Source organism: Brevundimonas sp. FV1ye28, assembly GCF_058681135.1.
Genome location: NZ_CM178731.1, coordinates 677,739 through 696,789, shown reverse-complemented (window position 1 = coordinate 696,789; position 19,051 = coordinate 677,739). Strand labels below are relative to the sequence as shown.

22 protein-coding genes are annotated in these 19,051 nt (G+C 66.5%); 6 read left to right on the top strand and 16 right to left on the bottom strand.

The annotated features are described in order from the left end of the window. Positions 1 to 6: 6 nt before the first annotated feature. From glyA to hemA, 3 genes are all read right to left on the bottom strand, one after another. Positions 7 to 1,299: a serine hydroxymethyltransferase gene (gene glyA / locus ACW171_RS03540; RefSeq protein ID WP_492096580.1), complete on the bottom strand. Its 1,293-nt coding sequence runs from the start codon at positions 1,297 to 1,299 to the stop codon at positions 7 to 9. A 66-nt stretch (positions 1,300 to 1,365) separates the two neighbouring features. After that, the gene (locus ACW171_RS03535; protein ID WP_492095720.1) at positions 1,366 to 1,542 is read right to left on the bottom strand and encodes a DUF6898 family protein; all 177 of its coding nucleotides are present in this window, start codon (positions 1,540 to 1,542) and stop codon (positions 1,366 to 1,368) included. A 2-nt stretch (positions 1,543 to 1,544) separates the two neighbouring features. Continuing rightward, the gene (hemA, locus tag ACW171_RS03530; protein ID WP_492095719.1) at positions 1,545 to 2,771 is read right to left on the bottom strand and encodes a 5-aminolevulinate synthase; all 1,227 of its coding nucleotides are present in this window, start codon (positions 2,769 to 2,771) and stop codon (positions 1,545 to 1,547) included. 183 nt (positions 2,772 to 2,954) lie between these two features. On the opposite strand from hemA, the gene ACW171_RS03525 reads away from it, so the two are divergent. Continuing rightward, positions 2,955 to 3,296: a hypothetical protein gene (locus ACW171_RS03525; protein WP_492095718.1), complete on the top strand. Its 342-nt coding sequence runs from the start codon at positions 2,955 to 2,957 to the stop codon at positions 3,294 to 3,296. A gap of 13 nt (positions 3,297 to 3,309) precedes the next feature. Here the strand turns inward: ACW171_RS03525 and mmsB are convergent, their stop codons facing one another. The 7 genes from mmsB to ACW171_RS03490 form a co-directional block, all read right to left on the bottom strand. Next, entirely contained in the window at positions 3,310 to 4,221 is a 912-nt protein-coding gene (gene mmsB / locus ACW171_RS03520) for a 3-hydroxyisobutyrate dehydrogenase (RefSeq protein ID WP_492095717.1), read from the bottom strand. A 69-nt stretch (positions 4,222 to 4,290) separates the two neighbouring features. Then, positions 4,291 to 5,067 carry a class I SAM-dependent methyltransferase gene (locus ACW171_RS03515; protein ID WP_492095716.1) on the bottom strand — a complete coding sequence of 259 codons (777 nt, stop codon included), beginning with the start codon at positions 5,065 to 5,067 and terminating at the stop codon, positions 4,291 to 4,293. A 63-nt stretch (positions 5,068 to 5,130) separates the two neighbouring features. Beyond that, positions 5,131 to 6,165 carry an enoyl-CoA hydratase/isomerase family protein gene (locus ACW171_RS03510; RefSeq protein WP_492095715.1) on the bottom strand — a complete coding sequence of 345 codons (1,035 nt, stop codon included), beginning with the start codon at positions 6,163 to 6,165 and terminating at the stop codon, positions 5,131 to 5,133. Next, entirely contained in the window at positions 6,162 to 6,584 is a 423-nt protein-coding gene (locus ACW171_RS03505; protein ID WP_492095714.1) for a type II toxin-antitoxin system VapC family toxin, read from the bottom strand. The genes ACW171_RS03510 and ACW171_RS03505 overlap by 4 nt, the downstream gene beginning before the upstream one ends. Then, on the bottom strand, positions 6,575 to 6,841 hold the full coding sequence (locus tag ACW171_RS03500; protein WP_492095713.1) for a type II toxin-antitoxin system Phd/YefM family antitoxin: 267 nt from the start codon (positions 6,839 to 6,841) through the stop codon (positions 6,575 to 6,577). The genes ACW171_RS03505 and ACW171_RS03500 overlap by 10 nt, the downstream gene beginning before the upstream one ends. Before the next feature lie 48 nt (positions 6,842 to 6,889). Further along, positions 6,890 to 8,410 carry a tryptophan halogenase family protein gene (locus tag ACW171_RS03495; protein ID WP_492095712.1) on the bottom strand — a complete coding sequence of 507 codons (1,521 nt, stop codon included), beginning with the start codon at positions 8,408 to 8,410 and terminating at the stop codon, positions 6,890 to 6,892. Continuing rightward, positions 8,407 to 9,546 carry an isobutyryl-CoA dehydrogenase gene (locus tag ACW171_RS03490; RefSeq protein ID WP_492095711.1) on the bottom strand — a complete coding sequence of 380 codons (1,140 nt, stop codon included), beginning with the start codon at positions 9,544 to 9,546 and terminating at the stop codon, positions 8,407 to 8,409. Before ACW171_RS03490 ends, ACW171_RS03495 begins: the two co-directional genes overlap by 4 nt. Positions 9,547 to 9,740: 194 nt before the next feature. On the opposite strand from ACW171_RS03490, the gene hemB reads away from it, so the two are divergent. From hemB to ACW171_RS03475, 3 genes are all read left to right on the top strand, one after another. Continuing rightward, a complete protein-coding gene (gene hemB / locus ACW171_RS03485) occupies positions 9,741 to 10,745 on the top strand; it encodes a porphobilinogen synthase (RefSeq protein ID WP_492095710.1) in 1,005 nt (334 codons plus the stop codon). Between the two features lie 62 nt (positions 10,746 to 10,807). After that, positions 10,808 to 12,016: a hypothetical protein gene (locus ACW171_RS03480; protein WP_492095709.1), complete on the top strand. Its 1,209-nt coding sequence runs from the start codon at positions 10,808 to 10,810 to the stop codon at positions 12,014 to 12,016. 40 nt (positions 12,017 to 12,056) lie between these two features. Continuing rightward, positions 12,057 to 12,689, top strand: a complete 633-nt coding sequence (locus tag ACW171_RS03475; RefSeq protein ID WP_492095708.1) for a peptidylprolyl isomerase — start codon at positions 12,057 to 12,059, stop codon at positions 12,687 to 12,689. A 187-nt stretch (positions 12,690 to 12,876) separates the two neighbouring features. On the opposite strand, the gene ACW171_RS03470 is transcribed toward ACW171_RS03475, so the two are convergent. The 5 genes from ACW171_RS03470 to ACW171_RS03450 all read right to left on the bottom strand — a co-directional run bounded on the left by ACW171_RS03470 (position 12,877) and on the right by ACW171_RS03450 (position 16,692). Next, on the bottom strand, positions 12,877 to 13,950 hold the full coding sequence (locus ACW171_RS03470) for an alpha/beta fold hydrolase (RefSeq protein WP_492095707.1): 1,074 nt from the start codon (positions 13,948 to 13,950) through the stop codon (positions 12,877 to 12,879). Between the two features lie 153 nt (positions 13,951 to 14,103). Further along, positions 14,104 to 14,958 carry an NAD(P)-dependent oxidoreductase gene (locus ACW171_RS03465; protein WP_492095706.1) on the bottom strand — a complete coding sequence of 285 codons (855 nt, stop codon included), beginning with the start codon at positions 14,956 to 14,958 and terminating at the stop codon, positions 14,104 to 14,106. Beyond that, positions 14,955 to 15,467, bottom strand: coding sequence for a flavin reductase family protein (locus ACW171_RS03460; protein ID WP_492095705.1), 513 nt, complete (start codon positions 15,465 to 15,467; stop codon positions 14,955 to 14,957). The genes ACW171_RS03465 and ACW171_RS03460 overlap by 4 nt, the downstream gene beginning before the upstream one ends. Before the next feature lie 40 nt (positions 15,468 to 15,507). Beyond that, complete coding sequence (locus ACW171_RS03455) at positions 15,508 to 15,780, bottom strand: hypothetical protein (protein ID WP_492095704.1); 273 nt, start codon at positions 15,778 to 15,780, stop codon at positions 15,508 to 15,510. Between the two features lie 93 nt (positions 15,781 to 15,873). Then, entirely contained in the window at positions 15,874 to 16,692 is an 819-nt protein-coding gene (locus ACW171_RS03450) for an NAD(P)H-hydrate dehydratase (protein ID WP_492095703.1), read from the bottom strand. Positions 16,693 to 16,810: 118 nt separating this feature from the next. Between ACW171_RS03450 and ACW171_RS03445 the strand changes: the two genes are divergently transcribed. Together ACW171_RS03445 and glnA are read left to right on the top strand one after the other, a co-directional pair. Beyond that, on the top strand, positions 16,811 to 17,149 hold the full coding sequence (locus ACW171_RS03445; RefSeq protein ID WP_271086072.1) for a P-II family nitrogen regulator: 339 nt from the start codon (positions 16,811 to 16,813) through the stop codon (positions 17,147 to 17,149). Between the two features lie 55 nt (positions 17,150 to 17,204). Next, positions 17,205 to 18,614, top strand: coding sequence for a type I glutamate--ammonia ligase (glnA, locus tag ACW171_RS03440; protein WP_492095702.1), 1,410 nt, complete (start codon positions 17,205 to 17,207; stop codon positions 18,612 to 18,614). 117 nt (positions 18,615 to 18,731) lie between these two features. On the opposite strand, the gene ACW171_RS03435 is transcribed toward glnA, so the two are convergent. Then, entirely contained in the window at positions 18,732 to 19,013 is a 282-nt protein-coding gene (locus ACW171_RS03435) for a barstar family protein (protein WP_492095701.1), read from the bottom strand. Positions 19,014 to 19,051: the final 38 nt, after the last annotated feature.

Here is a 19,051-nt window from a genome sequence, read left to right as displayed (position 1 = left end):
AGGGTCTTATCCGTAGATCGGGAAGCGGGCGGTCAGGTTGCGGACCTGTCCGGCGACCTCGGCGACCACGGCCGGATCGGCCTCGTCCCCGCCGTTCATCGAGGTGACGACGTCGGCGATCCAGTGGCCGATCTGCTTGAACTCTTCCTCGCGGAAGCCGCGCGTCGTCCCCGCCGGCGTGCCCAGGCGAACGCCCGAGGTGACGGTGAACGGCGCGGTGTCGAACGGCACGCCGTTCTTGTTGCAGGTCATCAGCGCGTGCTCAAGCTGCAGCTCGGTCGCCTTGCCGGTCACGTTCTTGGGCCGCAGATCGACCAGCACGATGTGGCTGTCGGTGCCGCCGGACACGACCGCCAGGCCGCGCTCGATCAGCACGGCCGCCAACGCCTGGGCGTTCAGCACGACCTGTTTCGCATAGAGCTTGAACTCGGGCTTCAGCGCCTCGCCGAAGGCCACGGCCTTGGCCGCGATGACATGCTCCAGCGGTCCGCCTTGCAGTCCCGGGAACACGGCCGAGTTGATCTTCTTGCCCAGCTCGATGTCGTTGGACAGGATCATGCCGCCGCGCGGCCCGCGCAGGGTCTTGTGCGTCGTCGTCGTCACGACATGGGCGTGCGGCACCGGGTTCGGATAGGCGCCGCCCGCGACCAGCCCTGCATAGTGGGCCATATCGACCATCAGATAGGCCCCCACGCTGTCGGCGATCTCGCGGAAGCGGGCGAAGTCGATGTGGCGGCTATAGGCCGAGGCGCCCGCCACGATCAGCTTGGGCTTTTCCTGCTGCGCCATCTCGGCGACGTGGTCGTAGTCGATCAGGTGATCGTCTTCCTTGACCTTGTAGGTCACCGGCCGGAACCACTTGCCCGACTGGTTGGCCGGGCTGCCGTGCGTCAGGTGTCCGCCCGCCGCCAGATCCATGCCCAGGAAGGTGTCGCCGGGCTGCAGCAGGGCGAAGAAGACCGCCTGGTTCGCCTGGGCGCCCGAGTGCGGCTGGACGTTGGCGAAGGCCGCGCCGAACAGTTCCTTGGCCCGCTCGCGCGCCAGGTTCTCGGTGATGTCGACGTATTCGCAGCCGCCGTAATAGCGACGCCCCGGATAGCCCTCGGCATACTTGTTGGTCAGCACAGTGCCCTGAGCGTCCAGCACCGCCTTCGAGACGATGTTCTCCGACGCGATCAGCTCGATCTGTTCCTGCTGGCGATGCAGCTCTCCGGTGACGCCGGCGAAGACCTCGGGATCGGCCTCGGCCAGACCCTTGGAGAAATAGGCGTCGTGAATGAAGGAAGCGGTCACGGGCAGATCCGGGCTGACGGAATGGGAGGCCGCCTATCTAGTCCCCGCGCCCGTTCACCACAACATCTTGTGTCAGGACGCGGCGAGAAGCCGCTTGAGCTTGGCTATGGCGAGACGCTCGACGGTCCTGGGTTCATGCGCGGGCCCGACGGCGGTCGCTTCGGTCCCGGTCGCGACATGGACGGCGGTGACCTTCAAATAGGTCCCGTTGCGGATCGCCTCGACGATGACCTCGCCGAGATCGTCCATCATCAAGCCGCCGCCGGCATCCGCGCGACGTTGCAGTGGGTCCACAGCTTGTCCATCGCCGTGACCAGGGCGTCCATCATCCCGTCGTCGTGGTTCGGCGAGGGGGTGAAGCGCAGCCTTTCCGTCCCCTTGGGCACGGTCGGATAGTTGATCGGCTGAACATAGACGCCGAAGTCTTCCAGCAGCATGTCCGAGATCATCTTGGCATGGACCGGATTGCCGACGAACACCGGGACGATGTGGCTTTCGCTCGCCATCACCGGGATGCCGGCGGCGGCGAAGCGTTCTTTCAGGGTCTGGGCGCGCTCCTGATGAGCGACGCGCAACTCCGGGTGGGCCTTCAGGTGACGCACCGAGGCCAGGGCCCCCGCCGTCAACGCGGGCGGAAGCGAGGTCGTGAAGATGAAGCCCGAGGCCCAGCTCCGTACCGCGTCCACGATCACCGCGTCGGCGGCGATGTATCCGCCCATGACGCCGATGGCCTTGCCCAGGGTGCATTCGACGATGTCGATGCCGTCAAGCACGCCATCACGCTCGGCCACGCCTGCGCCCGTCGCGCCGTACAGGCCCACGGCATGGACCTCGTCGAGATAGGTCATCGCGCCGTATTTCTTGGCCAGGGCGATGGTCCCGGCCAGGTCGGCGATGTCGCCGTCCATCGAATAGACGCTCTCGAACGCGATCAGCTTGGGCGCATCGGCGGGCGCCGCTGCCAGCAGCTCTTCCAGATGGGTCAGGTCGTTGTGCAGAAAGACGTGCCGCTCGCAGCCGCCGTTCCGGATGCCCGCTATCATCGAGGCGTGGTTCAGGCTGTCGGAGAAGATGATCAGCCCCGGCAGGATGCGCTGCAGCGTCGTCAGCGTCGCCTCGTTGGCCACATAGCCCGAGGTGAACAGAAGCGCGGCTTCCTTCTGGTGCCAGGCGGCCAGCTCGGCCTCCAGGTCCACGGCCGAGCGCGTCGTGCCCGAGATGTTGCGCGTGCCGCCGGCGCCGGCGCCCACGGCGTCCAGTTCGGCCTGCATGGCGTCGAGCACGACCGGATGCTGGCCCATGCCGAGGTAGTCGTTGGAGCACCAGATGACGACATCCTGCTCGGACCCGTCATCCAGCCGCCGAACCGCCTTGGGGAAGGATCCGCGCACCCGCTTCAGGTCGGCGAAGACGCGATAACGCCCCTCGCCCTTCACCTGGTCGACGGCGGACTGGAATGCGGCGGTATAGTCGAACAAGCGAAACGCTCTTTCGGGAGCTCCGGCCGGGCCGGAAAAAGATGGCGGCGTAATGCGCCGATTGGCCCCTTCTGTCCACGCGCACGCAAGGACAAATTGCCCCAACCCCTTAATTGATAACGGTTCTCATTCTTGACTACGTAGCCTTGTGGCCTGACCCATTCGTTCTCGATATTGTGGGTAATGACCGAACCGCAGAGATCGACCGAAGAACGTCTCAGCGATCTTCAGACCGCTCTTGAAACTCGGACGCCGAAATCAGCGGCACCGATCGCAGAGCCGACCGCTTCGTCTAAGCCCGTCGTCCCCGGTCCAAAAACGGTTCTGACGTTGAAAATCCTGGCTTGGGTCATTCGAATTTTCTGGGTCGGCTGGGTTGTCCTAGCCGTAACCTCCGATTCTCGTGCTCCAGGACTTCACTGGCTCCCGGTGATCGCATTCTCCGGCGTCATCTGCTGGCTGATTTTTCAGTTCTACAAAGCGGTGCTGCTTTGGACTGTCGGCAAAGCATCGAAGAACAAATAGCCGCAGCCTGATCTCACGCCTTCGGCAACTCGTCCAGCTTCCCACGCAGCATCTGCAGGATCCCCGAGAAGTCCCGACCGCCGTAACCCAGCCCGTCGAACATCTGGAACAACGCCTCCGTCTGCGCTCCCAGCGGCGTCGAAGCCCCAGCCTTGGCCGCCGCGTCCTGGGCCAGCTTCAGGTCCTTCAGCATCATGGCCGTGGCGAAGCCGCCGTCATAATTGCGGTTCGACGGCGCGGTCGGCACGGGGCCGGGCCACGGGTAGTAAGTCGTCGTCGACCAGCTCTGGCCCGAGGACTTGGCCACGATGTCGAACATCTTCACCGGATCCAGCCCCAGCTTCTCGGCCAGGGCGATCGCCTCGCAGGTCCCCAGCATGGTGATGCCCAGGATCATGTTGTTGCAGATCTTGGCCGCCTGCCCCGCCCCGTGGTCGCCGGCGCGGAAAGTGGCCCGGCTCATCGGCTCCAGCGCCGCCTCGATGCGCGCGAAGTCACCCTCGTCGCAGCCGACCATGAAGGCCAGGGTCCCGGCGTCCGCCGCCATCGTCCCGCCCGAGACCGGCGCGTCGGCGAAGGCGTAACCCGCCTCCTTGGCCAGTCCCGCGACCTTGCGCGCCGTGTCCACGTCGATGGTCGAGCAATCCAGCAGCAGGGCCGATGACGGCGCCACCCCGATGATCTGTTCCGAATAGACCTTCAGCACATGCGGCCCGGCCGGCAGCATGGTGATGACCACTTCGGCGTCGCGCACGGCCTCGCTGACCGACGCGGCAGCCGAGCATCCCGCGCCCGCCGCGCGCTCCAGCGCCGCCGCCGACAGGTCGAAGGCCGCGACCGCATGGCCGGCCTTGGCCTGGTTCGCGGCCATCCCGCCGCCCATGTTGCCCAGGCCGATGAAGGCGATTTTCGTGGCGTTAGTCATGTCGGCGGTCCCTGGAAGCGTTCTTGTTGGCTTCCGGTTAGCCGCTCGCCTACGTCCCCGCCAGAGCCCTCACGCGGGTTTGCGGAAGCGATAGACGAACTGGTCGGACCGACCGCGGATCGCCTCGTCGAAGACCGACAGGCTGTGGTCGTCGTCCGGGTTGCGCACCACCTCGGTCTCGCCGTCGAAGACGAAGCCCGCAGCCTCGACCTGGGCGCGCAGGGCCGAGCCCTCGATCCGGTGCAGGGTGCCGACCACGGACGTCCCCGCCCCCGCCGCCGCCTGGTGATCCAGGATGACATAGAGGCCGCCGGGCTTCAGCGCCGCGAACACCGCCGCGTTCATCCGCGCCACGTCTACGCCGAACCGGTCGATGACGAAGTCGTGGTATTCCTGGCCCATGAAGACCACGTCCAGCGGCTCGGGGAAGGTCAGGTCCTCCAGCGCGCCGGTGACCCGCGTCACGTTCGGATAGTCGGTCGCCAGGGTGTCGCCGAACGCATTCTCGCGCGCCGCCGTCTGGTTCGGCACGAAGGCGTAGACCCGGCCTTCAGGTCCCACCGCGCGGGCGAACAGTCGGCTGAAATACCCCTCTTCCGGCCGGACGTCGGCGATCCGCTCGCCGCCGTCGATCTGGGCGAAGGCCAGCATCTCGGCCGGCTTGCGCAAGGGATCGCGCGCCACCTCGCTCGCGGGCCGCAGCGGGTCGGCGATCGCCAGGGCGTAGTCGTTGACCGTCGCGGATGCCCGCTCGGCCGGGTCGGCTGGCGTCTCACCCGACATCGTCGGCGCGCAGGCGCCCAAGGCCAGGGCGGAGGCGGCGATCAGCAGCGACGATTTCAACATGGGACGGTCCTCGAACAGCGGTTCTGCGCACATACGCGCGAGAGCGTCACGGGATGCAAGCCCTCAGGCGAGCGGCGTCCATTCCTCGTCCGCCGGCAGGGCTGCGAACAGCGCGTCGAGGTCTGCGTCCGACACGCCTTCCAGCGTTGACGGCGACCATTTCGGCGCATTGTCCTTGTCGACGATGACCGCCCGCACGCCTTCCTGGAAGTCGTGGGTCCGCACCACGCGCCCGCCCAGCCGATACTCCATCGCCATGACCTCGGCGAAGTCGGTCATCGCCCGCCCGGCCCTGAGCTGGCGCAGGGTTATCTTGAGAGACTGCGGCGACTTGGCTTTCAGGATCGCCAGCTGCGCCAGCGCCCAGTCCGACCCGTCCGCCTCCAGCGCCGCGAAGATTTCCTCGACCGTATCGAAGGCGAACAGCCGGTCGATGGTCTCACGATGTGACGCCAGCGGCGCAGGTCCGGCATCCACTGCATGACCGGCCACCGCGTCCGGTCCAGATGCGATCAGATGCGCCTTCAGGGCCTCGACGGCATCGGCCGGAACGAAATGCGTGTGGATCCCCAGCGCCACGGTGTCCGCCGCCTTCAACCGCGCCCCGGTCAGCGCCAGCCACGTCCCGGCCTCGCCCGGCAGCCTCGGCAGGAACCAGCCGCCGCCGACATCGGGGAACAGGCCGATCCCCGTCTCCGGCATGGCATAGGTCGTCCGCTCGGTCGCGATCCGCACCGTCGCCGGTTCGGAGATGCCCACGCCGCCGCCCATCACGATCCCGTCCACGATGGCCGTGATCGGCTTGGGATAGGAAAACATCAGATGGTTCAGCCGGTACTCCGACAGGAAGAAGGCTTTCGCCTCCACCGCATCCGTCGCCCCGCTCTCGGCGATCATCCGGATGTCCCCGCCCGCGCAGAACCCCCGCTCGCCCGCATGGTCGATCAGCACCGAAACGACGGCCGCATCGTCTCGCCACGTCAGCAGCGCGTCGGACATGATCTCGCACATGCCGAGGTTCAGCGCGTGCAGCGCCTTCGGCCGGTTCAGGGTGATACGCCCGACCGCTCCCTGGATACCGATCAATACCTCAGTCATGCCGGCTCCTGGTCTCGGGCATCATAGATCTTCACCCCGGCTGCGGTCGCCGCCGCCAGCAGTTGCCGATCACGTGACGCCAGGTCACGGCCCTCGCGCAAGGCCTTGGTCAGATAGATCGCGTCGTAAAGCGTCAGACCATAGGCGCGACCGGTCGCCATCGCGGCCTCGGCTTCCTCATGAACATCGCCGTGCTCGATGTCGATGAGAACCTCCGCGCGAAGAAGGTTCTCATCGACCATGGCCGTGGTCAGGGCTCCTCGCCTTTCACCCACCAGCAGCAGGTTCCGCAACTCGACTGCGAAATAGATGGGCGCGACAAAGCTGTAGCGATCCCGATTCGCCAGAAGATCGTCAGCTCTTCGCGTCGCCTGATTTTTCAGAAACCATGACGCAGCGACGGAGGCGTCTAGGACCATTCCTCACCCCGGTTGCGACCCAGGGCGTCTCGGATATCCAAAGGTTCGATGAGGGGCTGCCTGTCTCGATCCGCGATCATCTGGCGGATGAGCTCGGCGCGCTCGGCCTCGCTCAGTCGAGGTTTGGCGACGGCTGATGAGATGCGCACAGCGGGCTTTCCGTAGCGCGTCACGATAACGTCCTCTCCCGTCCGCTCGACCTCGGCGACGATGGACGAGAATGTCGTCTTCGCTTCGAGCACTCCGACTTCGCGCATGTCCGATCCTGATCAGTTGTGGTCAGCTTATCATTTTTCAGACCATATTCAATCTGGGCCTGGACCCGCCCACATCCTGTTCGCCTTCAGATAATCCTCGTGCGCCGGCAGGTTTTCCGCCGTCGCCGCCCAGGCCTGTTTGATCTGCTCGAAGCCCGCCGCCACCCGGTCCAGGTCCTGATAGTCATAGAGGGGGTTGTGCGCCTTCGGCACGATCCCCTGCCCCATCATCACCGCCATCCACGAGCCCTGGCTGAAATATTCGTCGGCCCCGACCTGGAACAACAGGCCTCGGTCGCGGAACAGCTCGACCCGCTCGGCCAGGCTGTCGGGGATCGGCATGTCGCGGACCTGCCGCCAGAACGGCGTGTCGTCCCTCTCGGTCGCATGATAGTGCAGGATCACGAAGTCGCGGATCAGCTCGATCTCGCGGTTCAGACGCCGGTTGTAGCCGTCCGTGTTCGTCTGGCTGAAGCCCGTGTCCGGCCAGTGTTGCAACAGCCGGGTGATCCCCGCCTGAACCAGATGGATGCTGGTCGATTCCAGCGGTTCGATGAAGCCTGACGACAGGCCCAGCGACACGACATTCTTGTCCCACAGCTTCTTGCGCCTGCCGGTCACGAACCGCAGTGGACGCGGATCCGCCAGGGCCTCGCCGTCCAGACCCGCCAGCAGGGTCTCCCTGGCCGCATCGTCGTCGATGAAGTCCGAGCAATAGACATAGCCGTTGCCCGTTCGGTGCTGCAGCGCGATCCGCCAGCGCCAGCCGGCGTCCTCCGCCGTCGAGGACGTGAACGGATCCACCGCCCGCACCTTGGCGCAGGGCACGGCCATGGCCCGGTTCATCGGCAGCCAGCGGGACCAGTCCTCGTACCCCGCCTTCAGCGCCCCCTCGATCAACAGGCCCCGGAACCCGGTGCAGTCGATGAATAGATCTGCGCTCAGCGTACGCCCGTCCTTCAGTACGACATGGTCGACGAAGCCGTCCTCAGGCCGCTGCACGACCCCGACGATCTCGCCCTCGATCCGCTCGATGCCCCGCCCGGCGCAGACCTTGCGCAGATACTGGCCATACAGGGTCGCATCGAAATGATAGGCGGTATGAAATCCCGCCAGGGCCGACCGGGGATCCCCCGACCGTGCCCCGACCTTGCCACGCTTGGCCGCATGCGAGGTGATGGAATAGGCCTCCAGCGACCCCGCCTTGCCCCGGTCTCTGAGCGCGAAATACGAGCCGGGAAAATCGCCCAGCGTAGGCCCCGTCCCGAACGTCCCGAACGGGTGGAAATAGGCGCTGTCCTTGCGGCCCCACCCCTTGAACGCGATGCCGAGTTTGATCGTGGCCTTGGTCTCGCGCATGAATTCGGCCTCGTCGAGACCGATCAGGGCGTTGAAGTCGCGGATCGGCGGCACCGTCGCCTCCCCCACGCCGACGATGCCGATGTCGGCGCTCTCGACCAGCCGCACCTCGGCGTTGGGCCCCACCGACCGCTTGATCGCCGCTGCCGCCATCCAGCCCGCCGTGCCGCCGCCGACGATCAGGACGGACTTGATCGGCGGCGCGCTCACTGCCGCATCATCTCGCGCGCGGTGATCACCCGCATGATCTCGTTCGTCCCCTCCAGGATGCGGTGCACCCGCAGATCCCGCACGATCCGCTCCAGCGGATAGTCCTTCAGATAGCCGTAGCCGCCGTGAAGCTGCAGCGCCTCATCGGCGATCTGGTGACAGGCGTCCGTCGCCATGCGCTTGGCCATGGCGCACCATTTGGTCTTCTCGGGATGGTCGGTGTCGATGGCCCAGGCCCCGCGCAGCACCATCAGCCGCGCCGCCTCCAGCTCCGTCGCCATGTCCGCCAGCTTGAACTGGGTGTTCTGGAAATCGGCGATCGGCTTGCCGAACTGTTTGCGCGTCGTGACGTAGGCGAGCGCCGTCTCCAGCGCCAGCCGCGCCCCGCCCAGCGAACAGGCCGCGATGTTCAGCCGCCCGCCGTCCAGACCCGACATCGCATAGCGGAAGCCGTCCCCTTCCGTGCCCAGCAGGTTCGCCGCCGGCACGCGACAGTCGTCGAACTGGACGATGGCCGTCGGCTGGGCGTTCCAGCCCATCTTCTTCTCTTGCGCTCCGAAGCTGAGGCCCGGCGCATCCTTGTCGACGACGAAGGCGGAAATCCCTTTGGCCCCCGCCTCGCCGGTCCGCGCCATGACGACATAGATGTCCGAGGTCCCGGCCCCCGAGATGAAGGCCTTTGACCCGTTCAGAACCCAGTCGTCACCGTCCCTGACCGCCGTCGTCCGCATAGCCGCCGCGTCCGATCCCGAGCCCGGCTCGGTCAGGCAGTAGGAGGCGATGTTCTCCATCGTCGTCAGCTTCGGCACATAGCGCTGACGCAGGTCGTCGGAGCCGAACCGGTCGATCATCCAGGTCGACATATTGTGGATCGAGATGAAGGCCGCCGTCGCCACGTCTCCGCGTGACAGCTCTTCAAAAATCAAGGCCGCCTCGACCCGGCCCAGGGCCATGCCGCCATGCTCCTCCGACGCGTAGATCCCGCAGAAGCCCATCTCGGCCGCCTGACGCATCACATCGACCGGGAAGATCTTGTGCTCGTCCCACTCGGCCGAGTGCGGCGCCAGTTCTGCGTCGGCGAAGGCCCGCGCCGCATCCTGAATGGCGCGTTGATCTTCGTTGAGGGCGAAATCCATGGTGTTTCCTGCAAACTTTTCGACGCTTCTATCCGCATCCCTCTCCCGGTGGGAGAGGGCTTGAGCGCACGGCGGCGCAGCCGTCGTTCTGGCGCGAAAGGGTGAGGGTCGTGCCTCAACGGCGAAGCCAACCCCTCATCCGTCCGCTTCGCGGCCACCTTCTCCCGCCGGGAGAAGGAAGGTAGATACAGCCCATGACCCTCCCCTTCATGCCCGCCGCCTTCCCCATGGCCCGTCCCCGCCGCCTGCGCAGCCAGCCGTGGGTGCGCCGCCTCGTCGCCGAGACCACCCTGACGCCGTCAGACCTGATCTGGCCCCTGATCGTCCACGATGGCTCGGAAGACCGCGTCCCCGTCCCCTCCATGCCCGGCGTCTTCCGCCTGTCGCCGAAAGCCGCAGCCCAGGCCGCCGTCGAGGCCCGCGACCTCGGCATCCCCATGGTCGCCCTCTTCCCCAATGTCGACGCCGCCACCAAGGACGCCATCGGCACAGGCGCGACCGATCCCGACGGCCTGATCCCCGACTGCATCAAGGCCATCAAGGACGCGGCGCCCGAGATCGGCGTCATGTGCGACGTGGCGCTCGACTGCTACACCGACCACGGCCATGACGGCGTCGTGGAAGACGGCCGCATCGTCAACGACGCCTCGCTCGACCGCCTCGCCGAACAGGCCTTTATCCAGGCCCACGCCGGCGCCGACGTCGTCGCCCCCTCCGACATGATGGACGGCCGGGTCCAGGCCATCCGAGAGGCGCTGGAGGCCAACGGCTTCCACGACACCCTGATCCTGTCCTACGCCGCCAAGTTCGCCTCGGCCTTCTACGGCCCGTACCGCGACGCTGTCGGCTCGGCGAAGATGCTGACCGGCGACAAGAAGACCTATCAGATGGACTACGCCAACTCCGACGAGGCCCTGAAGGAGGTCGCCATGGACATCTCCGAGGGCACCGACATGGTCATGGTCAAGCCCGGCATGCCCTATCTCGATATCGTCCAGCGGGTCTCCGAGACCTTCAAGATCCCGACCTTCGCCTACCAAGTCAGCGGCGAGTACGCCATGATGCAGGCCTCCATCGCCAACGGCTGGCTGGACCAGGACCGCGCCATCCTGGAGACCCTGCACGGCTTCAAGCGTGCGGGCTGCGCCGGCGTGCTCAGCTATTTCGCGCCCCAAGCCGCCCGTCTGCTGGGCCGCTAACGGCAAAGCTCCTTCGCCAAATCTTCACCCGGACCCGCAAATGCTCGGGAAAAGGGAACCGGATGACGGCTGTTTCGTGCCTGCGGGTCATGGTCGACGCAAATCGCACGGATTTGCCTGCGGAGACGCTCGGCCCGCTGGTCGCCAAATATGCCAACATCTTCCTTGAGGTCCGCTGGGTCCGGCCACGCACCGCCGATCAGTTGAGCCACTACTGCTATCTGCTCAGCGACCCCCAGACAGACCAGCTCGACACCGTCGAACTGGCCCACCTGGCCACCGAGCTTCAGGAGCGGCTGTTCGGCACCGGCGTCGAGGACGCCGTCAAACTGGTCTTGTTCGAGGGTGAGGACGAAGCCATCCAGGCCTTCACCGCCGCCACCGCCGAAGAGGTGGTGCTGGCCATGGAGGACCCCGGTCGCCTGCCGAAAGGCGGCCGCCTGCGTCGCATCGCGCCCGACGGAACCCTGATCGATGTGCCCGAGGACGTGCGCGCACCCAAGGGCCCGATCGACGATTTCAACTTCGGCCCCTCCATCGACGCCGCCCAAGGGATCTATTTCCCCCGTGGCCGGGCCTTCGTCGGCGACGTCATCAGCTGCACCCCGTCCCGCGCCGAGACCTGGTACAGCGCCGTCGATGGAGAGGAGCACCTGCCGATCGATTCCGAATCGTTCGACGGCGGCTGCGTGATGACGGCGCTGCGCTTCCTGCTCGACTTCCCCAGCACCGCGCCCCTCTATGTGCCGGTCTCCTTCTCGACCCTGGTCCGCCCGACCCAGCGCGCCAACTATGTCGAACTGCTGGGCATCCTGCCGCCGGAGACCCGCGTTCAACTGGCCGCAACCGTCTATGACGTGCCGCGCGCCCCGTCGTTCCAGTCCATCAAGGTGATCCACGAGGCCCTCAGCTGCGCCTTCGCCCGCCTGGACCTCCGCACCCAGGATCCCGATTTCGAGGTCCGCCAACTGGCCGAGAAGACCGTCACCAGCGTCACCCTCGTCCTGCCCCACGCGACACAGGAAGTTCGGACGGCCGCGCTCCGGCGGTTCGCCTCGCACGCCTCGGAATACAGGCGCCGTCGCATCTGGGCCGGACTGACCAACGTCCGCACCAAGGTCGAGCGCGAGCTGGCCGTCAGCCTCGACTTCCCCTTCCTGACCGGCCCCGGCATCTGCCGCCCCCTGGCCGAGCCCATCGGCGCGCGTGGCTGGGACATTGGCGAACTGCCCGTCCTGTCGCTGGATCGCGCTCTGGCAGAGGCCGGCTGATCCCGCTAGCGTCGCCCGCGAACGACGTGAGACACCTCCGATGATCAGACGCCGCTTCTTCGGCCTCCCCGTCCTGTTGTGGGCCGCCTTGCTGCTATGGCCCGCCATCGCCGGTGCCCAGGACGCGCCCGCGCCCGTCCTGCCCCGCGTGCAGATGGAAACCTCGGCCGGCCGCATCGTCATCGAGGTCGAGACGACCAAGGCCCCGGTCACCGCCGCCAACTTCCTCAGATACGTGGACGAGCACCGCTTCGACGGCACGAGCTTCTATCGCGCCATGCAGGCCGCGCCGGGCGCCCCTACCGGCCTGGTCCAGGGCGGCACGAACAATGATCCCGAGCGCAGCCTGCCGCCCATCGCTCACGAGCCGACGACCCAGACGGGCCTCAGCCACATCGACGGCGCGGTCTCCATGGCTCGCTATGCGCCCGGCACCGCCACGGGCGACTTCTTCGTCTCGGTCGGACCGACCCTGTCCTATGACGCCGGCCGGTCCTTCTCGATCGATCCCGACGGCTTCGCCGTCTTCGGCCGGGTCGTCGAGGGGATGGACGTGATCCGCACCATCCTCGCGGCGCCCACCTCCCCCACCGAGGGCGAAGGCTTCATGCGCGGCCAGATGCTGGAACCCAAGATCACAATCCTCCAGGCCTGGCGGGAAGCCGCTCCTTAGGCTCCACCGACACCGGACCGTGCGACCCTTTTTCACCGTGCACCCCGGCGAAGGCCGGGGTCCAGATGGCGAACGCCGACGCCCCGCAGGAAGGTCGGTGCGATATCCCGGCCGCCTGGATCCGTGATCTGGACCCCGGCCTTCGCCGGGGTTCACGGATGGGAAGGAGCCTGAGTGTCGATAGGACCTACCGTTCGCTCCGCGCCAGCAACGCCACCAGATCGTCCTTCCAGAACCGCGCCCACGTATGGGTCCCGTGGCCCTTGCCGTCGAGGCTGTTGGGGATCAGCCGATAGGTCCCGTTGGCGATCCGCGGCGCGAACCGTTCGGCCAGTCCCAGTTCCGGCGGATTGATGAAGTCGTCGGCCGAGTTGATCCAGGCCACCGGTACCGTGATCCGCTCCAGGTTGGCCGAGGGGTCGTAGTCCCAGGACGCATTGACCTGATACCAGAAGTCGTTGGCGTCGATCGTCGGCAGCCGCCGCTCCAGCTGGGTCGCCAGATAGCCGTCGACGGCCTCGGGCGTGGCCAGATCGCGATGCATCGGCATCACCGCTCCGCCGGCCAGCAGCAACAGGTCCACCGCCGTCCTCAACCCCTGCACGGGCTGTTCGACATAGTCGCCACCGTTCCACAGCGGGTCCGCGCGAATGGCGTCCTTGACCATCGAGCGCCACAGCCGGTTGCGCCCGACGATCTCGGTCGGGATGCAGGCCATGGGCATCAGGGCGTCGGCGAACTCGGGGTGTTCCTCGCCCCACACGAAGGCATGCATGCAGCCCATCGAGGTGCCTAGGATCAGCCGCAGACGATCGACCTTCAGCCCGTCGACCAGCATCCGCCGCTGCGCCTCGACCATCTCGTTGTAGCCGTACTCGGGGAAGCGGGCGCGCAGGCCATCGCTGGGCTTCGACGATCCGCCGTGGCCCAGCCCGTCGGGCATGATGATATAGTAGCGGGTCACATCCAGCGGCTGGCCCGGTCCGAACAGCTCGCCCGCGAACTGCGGAGACAGGAAGGTCGCCCCCGTCCCGCCCGTGCCATGCAGCAGCATCACCGCATTGGTGACCTTGCCGTCCGCATCGCGCCGGGGCTCGCCCAAAGTCCGATAGTGTATCCGAGCGTTGGCCAGGGCCTCGCCACGCGCCATCGGCAGGTCGCCGATTGCCACATCCCCCTCGACCGGCGTCCAGGTCTGGGCGCTCGCTGAACCGCACCAGAGCGCCGCACACATCAGCATCGTCGCGAAACGCAGGCTCATCTTACCCTCCAGCACATGATTTGGACTCAAGGGCGTCCCGGAGCCCAACTCCACCTCACCCTATGTAGTCTATGAAATTCAACCCACTATGCGGCACTTCTCGGCGAAATGGACTCGCTGGACTCGGGGCCCTTCGAGTCCAATCCGGGCGGTTCAGGGCTTCAGGCGCGCCTTCAGGCTCGACGTGTCCCAGCGGTTCCCGCCCATCCCCTGAACCTCTGAATAGAACTGATCCACCAGGGCCGTCAGCGAAAGCACCGCGCCGTTCGCCCGCGCCTCGTCCAGCACCAGCCCCAGGTCCTTGCGCATCCAGTCGACCGCGAAGCCGAACTCGAACTCGCCCTTGGCCGCCGTCTTCCAGCGGTTGTCCATCTGCCAGGACTGGGCCGCGCCCTTGGACACGGCGTCATAGGCGGCGTCCGTATCCAGCCCCGCGACCTTGGCGAAATGCACGGCCTCAGCCAGCCCCTGGACCACGCCGGCGATGGCGATCTGGTTGACCATCTTCGTAAGCTGGCCCGCCCCCGAGGGGCCCATGTGCTGGATCGCCTTGGAATAGGCCATGACCGCCGGCCGCGCCGTTTCCAGCGCCTCCGCATCGCCGCCCGCCATGACGCTGAGCTGGCCGTTCTCGGCCCCCGCCTGACCGCCCGAGACCGGCGCGTCGATGAAGGCCACGCCTTGCACGCCGCACAGCTCGGCCATCTCCCGCGCCACCCTGGCCGAGGTTGTCGTGTGATCCACGATGACGGCGCCCGACTTCAGGGTGGACAGCGCCTCGCCCACGACCTGGCGCACGTCGTCGTCATTGCCGACGCACAGGATGAACAGGTCCGCGCCCGTCGCCGCCTCGCCCACGGTCCCCGCGAACACCCCGCCGCTGGCCTCAGCCCAGGCCCGCGCCTTGTCGGGCGAGCGGTTGTAGCCCGCGACCTCGTGACCGGCCTTGACCAGATGGCGCGCCATCGGCCCGCCCATCACGCCCAGGCCCGCGAAACCGATCCTCACGCCTGGGCTCCGCCGGCGATGCCGTAGCGGCCCTGGAAATAGGTCAGGGCGGCCGCCCCGCCCGAGGCCTCGAAGCCCTCGACCTCGCCGATGATCATCATATGGTCGCCCATCTGCACCCGGTCGTGGGTCTTGCAGTCGAACCGTGCAGCCGCGGCACCCAGCCTCGGCGGCGCCTCGCCCACGCGCTGGAACTCATGCGGCTCCATCAGTCCGATGCCCTTGGCGAAGCGGCGGGCCAGGGCCTCCGACTGGGCATCCAGAACGTGGATCGAGAACCGTTCCGCCTCGCAGAAGGCAGGCCAGCGCTCGGACCGCTCATCCAGGCACCACACCACCAGGCGCGGCGTCAGCGACACCGAGGTAAAAGAGTTGATGGTGATCCCCAGCGGCCCGAGCTGGCTGTCGGCCGTCACGACGCAGACCCCGGTCGCGAACGCGCCCAGCGCCCTGCGATAGGCGGTCACGTCGCCCCCGGCGACTTCTGCGGGAAGGGATTCAAGGCTCACCCACCGGACCTAGGCGACCCGGCTGGATCAGGCAACTGCGTCAGAGCCAGAGACGGATCGCATCCATCGAGATCGGCCCATCCTTCTGGGCTGTATTCGCCGTGTAGGTCAGCGTCGTCACCCGCGACCCGCAGGTGCACCGGAACCGCTCCGATCGCCCGCTGACGGGCCAGTATCGCCGCGCCCCGAACAGCGGCCGGGGGTCCATCAGGGTCGCCCGCTCGCACCCCCGCGCGTCGCACGCGACAACCAGCCGCGCCCCCGGCTCGCTCAGGTTTCGCGGCTCATAGAAATCGTTTCGAATGTCACGCATGGCGGGCTCCCTCCCGCCAGCGAACCACGCCGAGACAAACGCCTCAAGCCAATTGTTCCGCCTTTGTTCTTCCGCTGTGGATTGCGATCGCCGTCACGCCAGATCGCGCAGCACCGCCGGGATTAGCCCCGGCAGATCCTCCGCCGTCAGTCCCGGCCCGAACCGCCCGGCCGCATCCGCGTGCATCCACACCGCAGCCGACGCCGCCTCGAACGTCGGCATGCCCGAAGCGATCAATCCGCCGATCAGCCCCGCCAGGACATCGCCGCTGCCCGCTGTCGCCAGCCACGGCGTGCCGTTACGATTGACCCTGACCAGCCCGTCCGGCTCTGCAATCACCGTCTCTCGGCCCTTCAACACAATATGCGCCCCGCTGGCCAGCGCCGCCTCGACCGCCGCCGCTTCCCGACCGCTCGCCAGCAGGCCCGGAAACAGTCGTTCGAACTCGCCCTCGTGCGGGGTCATCACATCGGCCGCATTCAGGAGCGGAAACAGCGCCTCCGCCCTCCCTTTGAACAGCGTCAGAGCGTCCGCATCGACCACCAGGGCCGCCTTCGTCCCGGCCAGCGCGGCCAGGTTCCTCTCCGTCGCCTCGGTCAGCCCCGCCGCCGGCCCGATCACCACGCAATCCAGCGGCTCGGCCAGCGTCGCCAGGGCCTCCGGCGTCTCGAAATCCGACACCATGACCGCCTCGACGGCCCCGGCGATCACCGAGCCCGCATCCGGCGGACACAGGATCCGCACCAGACCCGCCCCCACCCTCAGGCCCGCCCGCGCCGCCAGCCGGGCCGCTCCGGTGCTCAACCGTCCGCCCGACACCACGCCCAGCCGCCCGCGCTGATGCTTGTGCGTATCCGGGCCGGGCCACGGCAGGGCTTTGCGCCACAAGGCGGGGTCGTTGGTTTCACTCATCGTTTCCAGAACGCTCTTCCGTGACGAAAATGCAAATCGCCCCTTGCCTTATGGTGCGATGCGATGTCCCTTTGGTCCCCGAGTGTGTGGCCTATTCGATGCCGCCTCGGGGGCGCCCATGAAGAAGATCGAAGCCGTCATCAAGCCGTTCAAGCTCGACGACGTTAAGGAGGCGCTCCAGGACATCGGAGTGCAGGGCATGACCGTGCTCGAAGCCAAGGGATACGGCCGTCAGAAGGGTCACTCCGAACTCTATCGCGGCGCCGAATACGTCATCGACTTCCTGCCCAAGATCAAGATCGAGGTGGTGGTCGCCGACGACCTCTACCCGGCCGTGGTCGAGGCCATCCAGACCGCAGCTCGCACCGGCAAGATCGGTGACGGCAAGATCTTCGTCTCCGACGTGATCGACGTCATCCGCATCCGCACCGGCGAAACCGGGGCGCAAGCCGTCTAGGCCCAACCCCGCAAAAAACTTCCTCCCCAGAAGAAACGAAGAAGGATCATCGACCATGAGCGCCGCCAAGAAAATCCTGCAGGAGATCAAGGACAAGGACGTGAAATACGTCGACGTCCGCTTCACCGACACCAAGGGTCGCCTGCAGCACGTCACCTTCGACATCGACCTGGTCGACGAGGAATTCCTCGAAGAGGGCACGATGTTCGACGGCTCGTCCATCGCCGGCTGGAAGGCGATCAACGAGTCGGACATGCTGCTGATGCCGGACCTGACGACGGCCTACATCGATCCCTTCTACCAGCAGACGACGATGTTCCTGTTCTGCGACGTGATGAACCCGGACACGGGCGAACCCTACAACCGCGACAGCCGCTCGATGGCCAAGAAGGCCCTGGCCTATGTCCAGTCCTCGGGCGTGGGCGACCAGGTCTATTTCGGCCCGGAAGCCGAGTTCTTCATCTTCGACGACGTCCGCTGGAACACCAAGCCGCACAACACCGGCTATTCCTACGATTCGATCGAGCTGCCGGCCAACACGGGCTCGGAATACACCGAGGGCAACATGGGCCACCGCCCCGGGCCCAAGGGCGGCTACTTCCCCGTCAACCCGGTCGACTCGGGCCAGGACCTGCGCGGCGAGATGCTGGGCGTCATGCGCGACCTCGGCCTCAACCCCGAGAAGCACCACCACGAGGTGGCCCCGGCCCAGCACGAGCTCGGCCTGAAGTTCTCGGACCTGCTGACCATGGCCGACCGCCTCCAGCTCTATAAGTACGTGATCCACAACGTGGCCGCGGCCTACGGCAAGTCGGCGACCTTCATGGCCAAGCCCATGTTCGGCGACAACGGCTCGGGCATGCACGTCCACATGTCGATCTGGAAGGACGGCAAGCCCCAGTTCGCCGGCGACAAGTACGCCGGTCTGAGCCAGGAATGTCTGTGGTACATCGGCGGCATCATCAAGCACGCCAAGGCCATCAACGCCTTCGCGAACTCGACCACCAACTCCTACAAGCGTCTGGTGCCCGGCTACGAAGCCCCGGTGAAACTGGCCTATTCGGCCCGCAACCGTTCGGCCTCGATCCGTATCCCGCACACCTCGTCGCCCAAGGCAAAGCGTCTGGAGGCTCGCTTCCCCGACCCGATGGGCAACCCCTATCTGACCTTCGTCGCCCTGCTCATGGCCGGCCTCGATGGGATCGAGAACCAGATCGATCCGGGCGGCCCCGCCGACAAGAACCTCTACGACCTGCCGCCGGAAGAGCGCGGCTCGATCCCCGAGGTCTGCGGCTCGCTCAAGGAAGCCCTCGAGAACCTCGACAAGGACCGCGCCTTCCTCAAGAAGGGCGGCGTCATGGATGACGACTTCATCGACAGCTACATCGAGCTGAAGATGGAAGAGGTCATGCGCCTGCAACTGCACCCGCATCCGGTCGAGTTCGACATGTACTACAGCTGCTGATCGGCAAGGTCGGCTGATAGCAAGAGCCCCGGACGGTCCGCCGTCCGGGGCTTTCTGTTGGTAGGCGGCACCCGGCGATCAGCGGCAGTCAACGGCCATCTTGGGCGAGCCGTCGAGCTAGACCACGCGAACGGAGAGTTGGGCGCCTTCTGCCTGCCAGTCGGACATCCGGGCCACGAAGTAGCGAACCGCCTCCGCCAACTCCGGATTATGAGTGGGCGGCATTGTGATGATGAAGTCGTAAGGGGGATCTATCCCGTTGACCGAGCCTGCGACGAAGGAGTCTCGCAGAGCGTTGTAGTTGCGCCCATGCCATGACGGAGCTTCCACGGCCGCCAGAACGGCTTCGATGAAGTCGCCTTCCGTCTGCCAGTTTCGTCCGTCTAGATCGATCTGCATCCAAAACAGCCCATGGCTCAGAGCGCGTTGGCATTGGG